Genomic DNA, 12,074 nt, shown 5'->3' on the forward strand with positions numbered 1-12,074 from the left:
ACCTTGACTGTATGATAAAAGCCTTGCCCCTTGTGATACTGATGCTTGCATCAGTTAGCTCCTTTGCTCAAAAGGACAGTACAGACATTACTGGTACCTGGCGTTGGATGATCGACAAAAAGAAACCCGGGTTTACTTTTACCAAAGATGGCTGGGCATATGCCCTGGAAGGCAATAACAGAATGGGCGGCCCTCCTACCGGCGATGCGGAAGGCAAAACATTTATCGCGTACAAAGTAGGGAAGATACCGGGCTTTTATACCCTTGACCTCATCAAAATTAAAATCATTAACAAGAAGCAGGTAGAGCAAGACCGGATCAAAGGGTTATTCGTGTACCTGAAAGATGGCCGTATGAAAATTGCTTTGCCAGAACCAGGAACACCAAGACCTACCAAGCTGGTCAGTGGTGAAACGATGGTATTCACAAAGCAATAGTATTATTTCCGTTTTTTCTCGCGAATGATAAATACACCCGGCACAGGACGTTGTCCTGTTTTGTCGGAAACCTGTATGGTTTCTTTTCCATTCACCAGTACACAGCTACTGCCACCGCCATCGAGGTTCAGGGCTTCCACACAACCCAGATCGGTAAGTATTTTTGCTTCTTCTGCCAGTGTAGCACCATCTGCAATACCGGGAAAGCGTCCCTGTATAACGAGGATGAGGAGTTGACGTTTGCGTGTGTATCCCATGGCCGTGCGTGGGTGCCTGTCGTTCTCTCCTTTCACAAACATCTGCTCCTGTTCATTGGTCACGTTGATGACCCCGTCTTTCACCAGCACAGGGCCTCCGCCAATAGCGGTACGCATTTTCCACCACTTCCATTGTTCCAGTGTTTTGAGATCGGCAAAAGAAGGATCGGGATTAGTACCTTTGGCCAGTATAGGACTTTCCTGGAAAGCATAGGGCCAACGTTGAGCAGTGTCTGTAAAGATCCACGCCACATCGGCTCTGCGGCTTTTGGTGATACCGATAGCACTGCGCGTGGGGTAATAAAAGGAGTCTGTATTCTTTTGCTGCAGGGATGGCTGGTTGTAGGCTACCATGCTATCGTTGCGCATCACCAGGTTCAGGTTCTGATTGGTGGCAAAGGAGAAGAATGTGCCATTCATCACCAGCAGCGGCTTTCCTTCCTGCTCATAGAATTGTGTAGGTGTAAAGCGCTTGCCTTCGCTTACCTGTGTGGTGAATTCCAGTTTACGGTCTTTAAGGCTGGCTACTACCAGATAAGCGATGAAAGGATGTCCATTGAGGGAGTCGGTTGTTTTGTATACCTGCACAGAAGATGGCAGGTTGCCAAAGGCTGAGTCTACTCTTCTCCAATCGAGTTGTGCAAATAAAAAAGGAGTATACACCAACATGAGTATACTCCCTAAGCATATCTTCTTTTTCAAAGGTCGTTTATTAGTTATTCACCAATCCTTTTTCCAGCTTCCACTTGGAAATACCAAACCCTGGTATCACGTGTTTATCGCTGTGGTAAGATGAACGTACCAGCGGGCCGCTTTCAACATAGTCGAAGCCCATTTCGTAGCCAGCTTCACGGAAAGCAGCAAACTCATCGGGGTGCACAAACCTAACCACCGGCAGGTGCTTGCGGGTAGGCTGCAGGTACTGGCCAATGGTGATCACATCCACGCCGCTGTTGCGGAGGTCACGCATGGTTTGCAGCACTTCTTCTTTCTCTTCGCCCAAGCCCAGCATGATGCCGCTCTTGGTGCGCATGCCGCCTTCTTTCAGTACTTTCAGCACATCCATGCTGCGGCGGTATTTGGCCTGTATCCGCACCTGGCGGGTAAGGCGTTCTACCGTTTCAATATTATGGGACACTACTTCGGGAGCTGCTTCAATGACACGTTCGATGTTTTCCTTTTGTCCTTTGAAGTCGGGCACCAGTGTTTCGAGTGTCGTATCGGGATTGAGGGATTTAATAGCCTTGATGGTATTGTACCAGATAATGCTGCCGCCGTCTTTCAGCTCGTCTCTGTCGACAGAGGTTACCACGGCATGTTTTACCTGCATGAGGTAAATAGCTTCGGCCACGCGTTGTGGCTCGTCCCAATCAACCGCTTCCGGTCTGCCGGTGGCTACCGCACAAAAGCCGCAGCTGCGGGTACATACATTGCCCAGGATCATGAAGGTGGCAGTGCCTTCTCCCCAGCACTCTCCCATATTGGGACAGTTACCGCTCTCGCAAATGGTGTGTAATTTGTGGGTATCTACCAGGCCACGTACATGCTTGTAATTTTCGCCGGTAGGCAGCTTCACCCGCAGCCAGTTGGGTTTCTTGACTTTAGCGGTTTCGGGTACAGTATTAATAATAGGTAATTCCTGCATAATTTGTCATTCAGTGATAGGTATCAACAACTTAGGAGACCAAGTTGTTCGGCGGCCCACCTTCGCCTCCTGATAGCCATCAGGACAGTGGGCGAGGCAAAAATACATTACTTTCCCGTCACTTTCTCTTACCCAGCAGGAGGGTTACATAACCGTTGAAGAAAAACTGTTTATCCTTGTTGTAGGCCATTTGGGATATCTTCTGGGCGTAGAATTCGGCTGAAACGCCTACTTCCACGGCGGTAATGGTCTCATTGAAACGGCCAAAATCGAACCGTAATCCAGCCTTGGCATTGGCGCCGGGACGGATCTTCACATCACCCCAACCTACCGTGAAACCGGCAGCACCGATCTCTACGTACTGGCTGTCAATAATGGTAGGATAGGTAGAGCGGATGCGCTCGTCAGCTTTGTTAACTACATCTACGTAGTAGGGCTTCTCAAATCCTACGGAAAGACCACCAGTATAGACAGCCATTACGCCCACTCCATTCTTATTGCCTTTACCGCCAATAATGCGTTGCTGGCCTACGCTCATTTTCAGCTGATAGAAGTTATTGGTTTTACCATAGATCACGCTGTTCACGTTGAACGCGCCTACGGCGTAGGATGTCCTTTTTTCTTTGGGATGTTTTTTCTCGTTGAGCTCGATCTGGAAAATGGTGGCTACCCGGTTGCTTTTGAACCGGCCCCATTCGTACGACAGACCATAACCGTCTGTTGCGAGTTTCAGGCCGAAAATGCTTTGTTTGTTGAATATGATCTCTCCTTCTTCTTCCAGTTTCAGGAGCCTGGCTACTTCTTCCTTTTTAGCTGCCTTTTTATCCTTTCTGGCAGTGGGAGATTTCGGAGTAGGATTGTCCTGGGCCACAACTGTACATGCTATTAGAACTACGACGATTGACAAAACAAGTTTCTTCACCGGCTGTGATTTAATTATTCAACGTAAATTTAAGGCAAAATTACACATAATGACCTCTACTGTTGTTTACGAAGGAAACCTGAGAACGGTTTGTTTACATTTAAAATCAGGCAGTCAGATAGAAACTGACGCGCCCACCGATAACCAGGGTAAAGGAGAGCGCTTCTCCCCCACCGACCTGGTGGCCACAGCGCTTGGGTCGTGTATGTTGACCATTATGGGTCAAAAAGCCCGTGATATGGAGGTAAACCTTACCGATACCAAAATCGAAGTCGAAAAGATCATGGCTGCCGACCCGCGCCGTATTGCCGGTATAAATTTAACGTTTCATTTCCCGGATACCCTGTATGCCGATGAGAAGCAAAAGATCATCCTGGAGCGTGCAGCGCACACCTGCCCGGTGATGTACAGTATTCACCCGGATATCAAGGTGAACGTTACGTTCAACTGGAAGCCTGCCGTGATTGATTTGAAAGTTTAAGTAGCGAATTGCCTACAGCGCAATCCAGGCAACGTTTGTGATCGCAATATTGGCTCTTGAGCTCAATAAGTGCCTGTGATTGAAAAGCACTCCGGCTGGTGATACCGCATCCGGCAAAACCTCTTGTAATCGTATTGTCTTCTGTTTCCAGCGCTTCGAGCCATCGAAGCGCTTTGTCTTTATACTCCTGCTCCTGCCGTTGATGGCCGTATGCAAACAGCGTGGGCACAATGGTGTTGATGATGATATTGTTGACCATCATATCGCCTGTTCGCTTGGGCCGCTCCAACGAAGGCTGGTCGAGAATATAATGGTTGTCCCAATATCCGCTGGCAGTCACGTCGAGCAGTGCTTTAACATCTTGTATTGAATTAATTTCTTTAATTTTTGAGAACAAATGACCTGACTGATGCACCAGGGCCCCAAGCTGCGCCAACCTTATCGTAGGAAAAGAAGCCGGTCTCATTCGGAGAAATACGGCTGCCTGGAAATTTTGTTTGAGGTTATATTTGCTCTTATAGAAGCGATAAGTATCTTTTAACAGCAATGCATAGTCATCTGTAAACTCCTTTGCCAGTAATCCTGCCTGGCCTATCAACAGGGCTTCCAATTGCACCAGCTGATTTCTGTGTTTACCCAATATTGACAACGACAGGCTACGCGCCACCGCCTCGAAGGTTTCTGCATTGACCCGGATGCCAAAATTGCGGGCCAGCAACCACCAAAAGGTTTCTTCCCAATGTTGGTTGTTCTGCTGCAGATAATCGAATGCCACTTTTGATTTGCGTTGCAGCCGCTCTACCAGCAACCGTTCATTCCACGATAGCCATGTGATGTTGCTCACCTGTGTGATCTGCTTTTCACAGGCAATGAACCAGCGGCTGTTCATCCAGTCGGTATATTGCTGCAGTAATAGTTTCGATACACGGTCGTGCAACGACAGCACTGGTATAGGACTTGCTGAACTGTCGAGGTCATCTTCCCACACTACATGCAGGATTACTTTGTCATAATTATGGTCGTGTTGATGGGCGTGTTTATACCAGCCGGAAGTTTTGATGTGTAATTCTACCGGCCCTATAATGGTGGCTTTCCCGATTCTTATGCTTGCTGCCAGGAAATCGGGCCCCTGATTGGTATTTAAGGCGCCTGGATGGATGATCTCGAAGGTTTCGCCGCCGGGTAGTTGAAGATGGCTTTTATTAAAATATTGGAATTGCCAGATAAACTGGAGCAATCGTTCGGTCATGGTTACGTTACTATTTGGAGCATATACGAAATTTCCAAACAGACGTATTTATAACCGCCATTTTTAATCCATCGCCCCGTCGCTTATTTCCACTTCCAATTAGACTCCTGCACAAAAGGCACTGATAGTTTTTGGCTTACGTCCTGCAATAGTTGCCTTACATTGGCAACATTTTCCAGTTGTTGCTTAGGCATGATCAGGCCACCGCCTGTACTCATTTGTATAATGAAGATATCTTGTAGTTCAATGACCTTACTGATGGTAGTGAGTAATATCCTGGATTCACTGTTGGAATCATGGTACACGATCGCATCGTCTGTAAAACCAACCTGCACCTGCTTACCAAACCTGTTCTTATAGTTTTCAAGAATGGACCGCTTGTATGCTTTGTGCAATTGCTTCCCCTGGAACACAGGGAAGAAGAAAAAAGTAACCGGCGCGCATAAGAGCATTAGAATGGCTAACAGGTTTTCGTCAATTAGGTAAAAAAGCAAGCTCAGGATCACGAAACAAAAGATCAGGACGAACAGGGAACTTTTCCGCCTCTTTTTAAGTGATTCACTTTGAGAAGCTACGAACAGCTGGTGTTGCAGGAAATCATTTTCATTCAACTGGTAAGAAAGGGTCATAAAAGATATAAGGGTTTAAGGGGAAAAGTAATCAGGTATTAGCCTTCCAATTTCTTCAATGCCTGTAATACCCTGCTCACCGGCAGGCCCATCACATTGTAAAAATCGCCATTGATGCGCTTGATACCGGTTACGCCTATGTATTCCTGTATGGCATAAGCGCCGGCCTTATCGAAGGGACGGTACTTGTCTACATAATAAGCAATCTCACTGGTAGTAACAGGATGGAACCACACTTCCGTGATATCGGCAAAAGCGGTCTCATTTTCTCCCTCATGGAGGATGACCACGCCGGTGATCACGAGGTGTTTTTTGCCAGACAAAGAGCTGAGAATATCAATCGCGTCTTCACGGTCTTTGGGCTTGCCTATGATCGTATTATCCAGCACTACTACCGTATCGGCTGCCACAATCGTAGCATTCGCTTTGTACATTTTGTACTCGCTGCACTCTTTTACGGCAAGCGCTTTCTGGCGGGCTATATGTATGGGAATAACTTCAGTGGGAAGGTCGGACGGGTAGCTTTCGTCGGTATTGCGTACTATAATGTCAAAAGGAATTTCAGCCCACTCCAGCAATTGTTTCCGCCGGGGACTTTGAGATGCCAATACTACACGTTGAAGAGCCATTTCGCAAAATAGATTTTAAAGAAGATCATCGACACAATGCCTGTGAGCATCACCAATTTTACCCAGGTACTCAGGTGATGGAACTCACTGCTGGATTGGGCCTTGTATAACTTACGCAATATATATATAAGCGGAATAATAATAAGGGGTAAGCAGTACAATGTTGACCACCACCAGTTAAAAGTCAGTACATAGGCCTGTACGATCACCAGCGCCGCGATCAGCACGATGAGCCAGGTAGCCACAAAGACTTTGGATACATTGACGCCCCACACGATGGGCATGGTGCGGCATCCATATTTGGCATCGCCAGCCATGTCTTCCATATCCTTGATCACTTCCCTTACGAGCGAGATGATAAATGCGAAACCTGCATACAGGAAGGTGATCCGCATGATCTTCGAGGCTTGCACCACGCCGCTCAGGCCGGGTGTTTTGATGATCTTATAGTGAATAATAAAGCCCACTACCATCACCGTCCAGGCGGTGAGCAGGGAGATGATGATGTTTCCACTCAGTAATCTGCGTTTGAATGTGGTGGAATAGAACCACAGGGCAATGACGCAGCACATATTGGCCGGGGCCAGCCACCATACCCTTGTTTTCCACGCTACATAGGTGCTCAGCAGGATACCCAACAGGGACAATACCAGGTGCCACACGATGGCCCAGCGCCGCTTGATGATCTTTTCCACCACCAGCCGGCCGGGTTTGTTTACCTGGTCTATATTCAGGTCAAAATAATCATTGATTATATAGCCACCTGCGGCGATCAATACAGAAGCAACAACCAGCAGTACAAACTGGGATACCGGGATGGCCAGGGGCATATTGGCCTGTTGGAATACAGGGATCACTACGCAGTACAGGAACAATAGCTGGGTGAATGCAATAAACACCAGGTTCAACGCTCGCACCAACCGTAAAAATGCTACCAGTAGTTTCATCAATGCGCTAATATAATCACAAAAGTTTGTGGTTAATAGTTTTGACCTGCGCTAATATATTAAAGACTTGCCGTATTCGTGTGTAAGTCCCAGTGATCGTTCAACCTCAGCACTTTTTCCACCACATCCCGAACGCAGCCCATACCGCCGGGCGAAAGGGATATGTAGTGTGCTATTTCCTTTATCTCCACCACCGCATCGGCCGGAGCACAGGCCAGTCCGGCCATTTTCATCACCTCATAGTCCGGCACATCATCCCCCATCATCAACACCTCGCCCTTTTGCAGGTTATGCTGCCGCATATATTCCTGCAGGCGGCCTTTTTTATCCTTCACGTCCATAAACACATCTTGTATCCCCAGCTTATGCAACCGCGCCACCGCAGGATCGCTGTTGCTGCCGGAGATCACCGCCACGCGGTACCCTTTCTTCACGGCCAGCTGCAAGGCAAATCCATCTTTGATGTTCATACGCCGGTATTGACCGCCATCCAGCACATATACGGTACCATCGGTCAATACGCCATCCATATCGAATACAAAAGTGGTGATCTGCTTAAACTGGTCTAATATACTCATGGCAAAAGGTTAGTAGGGAGCAAAAATAGGGAATACATAAAAAAGAACGCTGAATGGTGCAGTACCATTCAGCGTTCTGTATAATTATTAATATGCCTTAATTCTTAGGAGTATTGTATACCACGTTCTTCTGAACGATCATATCATTGATCACATTCACTGCTTCGCCCAGATAAATATCGTTGTTGCGGAGTGATTTGATCCATTGTTTGAAGCGCTCCAGTTTGCCTGCATCGTATTCAAACTTCTTCAGGTCTTCTGCCATGGCTTCTACATTCAGTTCCTTGGCCGATTTGCTCAGGGAATCGATCTGTTTGGCCACTGCTTTCATTTGCTTTTGCTCTTCCTGGTATTTCTTCAGGCTAAGTGGAGATACATTATCATTTTGCTTTGACAGCCACTCGGCATCGGCCTTTATTTGCGTGAAAGCAGCATTGCTTTTCAGGCGATCGTCGCTGGCCTTCTTGATGGGCGCCAGGTCAAGACCGAACTTCCAACGACGGTAATCGGCTTTCTGGATCTCATCCCAGGGCAATGCATCAGGATTGTCCTTTTCGCGGAGTTTGGAGAACTCGGCCAGATCAGGCAGGGCGATATCGGAGCTTACGCCGCGCAGCTGGGTAGAACCGCCATTGATGCGGTAGAACTTCTGCAGGGTAACCTTAACAGTACCGAGGTCGCTGTTGGGGTTCAACATGCCCAGGTTTTTGTCGAGGCCGATATTACGTTGTACTGTTCCTTTACCATAGGTAGAGGTACTGCCGATGATCACACCACGATCGTAGTCCTGGATGGCAGCGGCAAATATTTCAGAAGCGGAAGCGCTGAACTCGTTCACCATTACAGCGAGCGGTCCATCGTACAACGCAGCTTTGTCATTATCGGAATATACTGTTGGTTTGCCATCGCGGTCTTTTACCTGTACTACAGGGCCACCTTCGATGAACAGGCCAACCATTTGCACCACATCGTAGAGGGAACCACCGCCATTGTTGCGCAGGTCCATCACGATGCCATCTACTTTCTGCTCTTTCAGCTTGATGATCTCCTTACGCACATCTTCAGAGCAACGAGGTCCTTTCGGATTGTCGAAGTCTGCATAAAACTCAGGCAGGTATATGAACCCGATCTTACCGCTGGCCGTGTTCACGATAGCGCTGCGGGCAAAGGTTTCATCCTGCACGATCTTATCGCGAATGAGTGTTACCACCTTGATAGAACCGTCTGTTTTCTTGAGGGTGAGGCGCACTTCAGTGCCTTGCTTTCCACGGATCACCTTTACGGCATCTTCTACGAAGTAACCGCCGAGGTCTACCGGTTCAGCAGCGCCCTGCCCTACTTTCAGGATCATATCGCCTACTGCTACTTCGCCGGATTTCCAGGCCGGGCTGCCGGTTACCAGGGTAGCGATCTTGATACCGCCTTCATCTTCCCGCAGGGAAGCGCCGATACCAAAGAAGCTGCCACTCATCTGCTCGTCGAAATAACGTTTGTCGATCGGCGGGAAGAAAGTGGTATGGGGGTCCATAGACTCCGTAATCGTCTTTACGTATTCATTGAAGCGGTCGTCGTCGTTCACCTTCAACTTCAGACGGTCATAGATCCTGTCCATGATCTTGCTCACGCGCTCACGGGCTTCTTTTTCCAGTTCAGCGTCGGTTTTCACCTTCACGCTGTCCTTCCCTTTGTTTTTCTCGCGGGCATCGAGCAGGTCGGCATAGCGGTCCAGCGCCAGTGATTTCAGTCTCTTGCGCCATACCTCTTTGCGTTCTGCTTCGTTTTTGGGGAAATCGATCTTGTCGACATTGAAGTTGCCGCTCTCATCCTTGCTGTAGTCGAATGGCTTGCTCAGTATCTCTTTGTAGATCTGCTCGGTTTCGAGGATACGCTTTTTCACGATCTCGGAAACGGCAGGCACAAACTGTACAGGCTCGCCCAGTATTTCATTGTCGATCTTTGTTTCGTATTTCTTCAGCTGCTGTATGTCCGACTGCAGCAGGATGTTCTTGTTCTCGTCCACATAGCGGTTAACGAGGAACTTTTTAAATACTTCTTTGGAGAAATTATCATCTATTTTCTTCGGACTGTAGTGAATTTCAGTGAGCATTTCCCCTACGTTCTTGAGTATCTTTTCATACTTCGTAGCGGGTGGTTTATCGCCTCCTCCCCATCCGAGGGTACGGAATGCAAGAAACAAACCAGCGCCCAGGATTAACAGCACAACGGGTAGATTCTTTCTTTTAACCATATAACTTAATACTTTAGTCATTGCTTCCAAAAATAACGATAAAAAAGATGGGTTGTTGCGATCCAAAATGAATATTAACAATCGGTTTGCGTGGTTGTTGACTGGTTAACAAGTTGATAGCAGACGAGGTTATTCGTAGAAAATGTGGTAATTGTGAAAAAAATGAAGGGTGTTTTTTTGGCAGGAAACCAATTTACCTTAATTTTGCATCCCCAATACGGTGGTTGTAGCTCAGTTGGTTAGAGCATCAGATTGTGGTTCTGAGGGTCGCCGGTTCGAACCCGGTCATCCACCCGAAAAAAGAGGCAGGTACACTGCCTCTTTTTTATTGTTAGTTGCCCCGTAGCAAGCCGATTCCTTCTCTTTGCTTCCTCATTGCCTTCCCGAAATCCGAGGCCGCGCAAGGAGGATCCGAGGAAGCATTGAGGACCCAAAGAGGAAGCAAAGAGGAGGCAATGAGGAGAACAGGTGAAAAGAATCCTACAAAATAGAACTAAGTTTTTAGTTATAATTATAACTAAAAACTTAGTTTTGCTGCCTGCAAACAAACTTACGCCCCATGAAAGCTGTGGTATTCTTATGCCTTTTTGTTGCCGGCCTGTATACACAAGCATCTGCCAATCAATTGAATCGATCTGCATTAGCAGCAAAACCGGTAACGATGACCGGCTACACCGATAACCCCGGGATCAAGAACGCCGCTATCGTCCAATCAATACTATTCTATACACAAATGCGTCCTGAGCTGCTTGCGGAGAGCAGCCAACAGGATGGGCGGTTTCATCTTGCATTCATGCAAGCTCAACCGGGTTTTGTATACCTGACCATACTGGGTAAGGCCTGGGCTGTGTATGTGCAACCGGGCGACAGCATCGTTTTCCGGTTGTCGGGTTCCGGACCGGCTACCAGTATCACTTTTGAAGGGGAGGAAGCTGCCGATCATCAGCTTTTTGCCCAGCTATCGGACCTGACGAGCAGTAAACTGACGCCGCGCTATGGGCAGAACAGTGACCCGGCCGCCTTCAAAACAACCGTGACAGCCTGGCGAAAGGCGTTGCATGACTCGATCGTGCTTGCTGTATTAAAGCACCCCGTAAAATCCTGGGCAGCAGACCTGGCGCAAGCCTGGGTCAATTATGCGTATGTGCGACTCATCTATTCAGTATTGCCCGCCCGCCCTGCCGGCCTTAATGCCAATGAGTATACACGCGAAGCTGACATGTATCCTTTTAACCGGCATGAATTCCTTTTGCTCGATGCCTACCGGGATGCTGCTATGGGTAAATATGTTTTCCGCTACCGGCAAGACTCCTCCTGGAACAATGAAAAGATCGCTGCTAATGTGACCAAGGTGTTGCAAGGGAAAACACGTGATCATGTGCTTACTAACCTTATCGGCCTGTATGCGCAAAAGCAGACACCTGAAAGTCAGGCCCCGCTAACCAGGCTTTTTGCGGCTGCCAAAGAGAAAGTGCGGGACAGCATCTATGTGGCGTACCTGAATGAAGCAGAACTTAAATTAAGGGTGCTGGACAAACCACTGCCGGATTCTATATTGAATAGTACTTACCTGCTGGATTACGCCTCGGGTAAAAAGCTGTCTTTAAAAGATGTGCTGGCACTGTATCAGGGTAAGCCTGTATATATTGACCTGTGGGCCAGCTGGTGTATTCCCTGCCGTGAGGATATTGCCAAATCTGCCGCAGCCAAACAATACCTTACAGAAAAGAACGTGCAATACCTGTATTTTTCTACAGACAAGGATGTTGCCGCCTGGAAGAAGGCTGCGCTGCAGGATAGTATCACCACCAGGCAGTATGCATTTGTGTCCAATACCACCGCCTCTTTGTTCACCTTTCTCAACCATGAGTTCATTCCGCGCTACCTGCTGCTCGACAAATCGCACAAAGTAAAAGCCACTTATGCTCCCCGGCCTACGCCGCCCTTTCTAAACGAACTGAAAGCACTCGTAGGCAGTCTGGAAGCCAGGGTGGTCACTTTTAATTAGCAGGTTATTTCGACACAGAAAAATATTTTCAAAACAGTGAACAA

The 12,074-nt window shown here is 47.8% G+C and carries 12 protein-coding genes and 1 tRNA gene; 4 read left to right on the forward strand and 9 right to left on the reverse strand.

What is annotated here, in order from left to right; translation table 11 throughout:
• Positions 1-11 precede the first annotated feature (11 nt).
• On the forward strand, positions 12-437 hold the full coding sequence (locus tag AC5JBY_RS19180) for a hypothetical protein (protein ID WP_495906255.1): 426 nt from the start codon (positions 12-14) through the stop codon (positions 435-437).
• Positions 438-439: 2 nt separating this feature from the next.
• Here AC5JBY_RS19180 and AC5JBY_RS19185 read toward each other — a convergent pair whose 3' ends face one another.
• The 3 genes from AC5JBY_RS19185 to AC5JBY_RS19195 form a co-directional block, all read right to left on the reverse strand.
• Positions 440-1,396, reverse strand: a complete 957-nt coding sequence (locus AC5JBY_RS19185; protein ID WP_495906256.1) for a phosphodiester glycosidase family protein — start codon at positions 1,394-1,396, stop codon at positions 440-442.
• Between the two features lie 10 nt (positions 1,397-1,406).
• Complete coding sequence (gene lipA / locus AC5JBY_RS19190; protein ID WP_495906257.1) at positions 1,407-2,339, reverse strand: lipoyl synthase; 933 nt, start codon at positions 2,337-2,339, stop codon at positions 1,407-1,409.
• A 118-nt stretch (positions 2,340-2,457) separates the two neighbouring features.
• Positions 2,458-3,261, reverse strand: coding sequence for a hypothetical protein (locus AC5JBY_RS19195; RefSeq protein WP_495906258.1), 804 nt, complete (start codon positions 3,259-3,261; stop codon positions 2,458-2,460).
• A 49-nt stretch (positions 3,262-3,310) separates the two neighbouring features.
• Between AC5JBY_RS19195 and AC5JBY_RS19200 the strand changes: the two genes are divergently transcribed.
• Entirely contained in the window at positions 3,311-3,742 is a 432-nt protein-coding gene (locus tag AC5JBY_RS19200) for an OsmC family protein (RefSeq protein ID WP_495906259.1), read from the forward strand.
• On the opposite strand, the gene AC5JBY_RS19205 is transcribed toward AC5JBY_RS19200, so the two are convergent.
• From AC5JBY_RS19205 to AC5JBY_RS19230, 6 genes are all read right to left on the reverse strand, one after another.
• Positions 3,705-4,991, reverse strand: a complete 1,287-nt coding sequence (locus AC5JBY_RS19205; protein ID WP_495906260.1) for a DUF2851 family protein — start codon at positions 4,989-4,991, stop codon at positions 3,705-3,707. The genes AC5JBY_RS19200 and AC5JBY_RS19205 overlap by 38 nt on opposite strands.
• A gap of 83 nt (positions 4,992-5,074) precedes the next feature.
• Positions 5,075-5,620: a YcxB family protein gene (locus AC5JBY_RS19210; protein WP_495906261.1), complete on the reverse strand. Its 546-nt coding sequence runs from the start codon at positions 5,618-5,620 to the stop codon at positions 5,075-5,077.
• 38 nt (positions 5,621-5,658) lie between these two features.
• Positions 5,659-6,249: a Maf family protein gene (locus AC5JBY_RS19215; protein WP_495906262.1), complete on the reverse strand. Its 591-nt coding sequence runs from the start codon at positions 6,247-6,249 to the stop codon at positions 5,659-5,661.
• A complete protein-coding gene (locus AC5JBY_RS19220; protein ID WP_495906263.1) occupies positions 6,231-7,196 on the reverse strand; it encodes a geranylgeranylglycerol-phosphate geranylgeranyltransferase in 966 nt (321 codons plus the stop codon). Before AC5JBY_RS19220 ends, AC5JBY_RS19215 begins: the two co-directional genes overlap by 19 nt.
• Positions 7,197-7,255: 59 nt before the next feature.
• On the reverse strand, positions 7,256-7,774 hold the full coding sequence (locus AC5JBY_RS19225; protein ID WP_495906264.1) for a KdsC family phosphatase: 519 nt from the start codon (positions 7,772-7,774) through the stop codon (positions 7,256-7,258).
• Positions 7,775-7,871: 97 nt separating this feature from the next.
• Complete coding sequence (locus AC5JBY_RS19230) at positions 7,872-10,022, reverse strand: carboxy terminal-processing peptidase (protein ID WP_495906265.1); 2,151 nt, start codon at positions 10,020-10,022, stop codon at positions 7,872-7,874.
• Between the two features lie 220 nt (positions 10,023-10,242).
• On the opposite strand from AC5JBY_RS19230, the gene AC5JBY_RS19235 reads away from it, so the two are divergent.
• Positions 10,243-10,316: transfer RNA gene (locus AC5JBY_RS19235), tRNA-His, on the forward strand.
• 265 nt (positions 10,317-10,581) lie between these two features.
• Complete coding sequence (locus AC5JBY_RS19240; RefSeq protein WP_495906266.1) at positions 10,582-12,030, forward strand: TlpA family protein disulfide reductase; 1,449 nt, start codon at positions 10,582-10,584, stop codon at positions 12,028-12,030.
• Positions 12,031-12,074: the final 44 nt, after the last annotated feature.

The organism is Paraflavitalea sp., assembly GCF_059502485.1.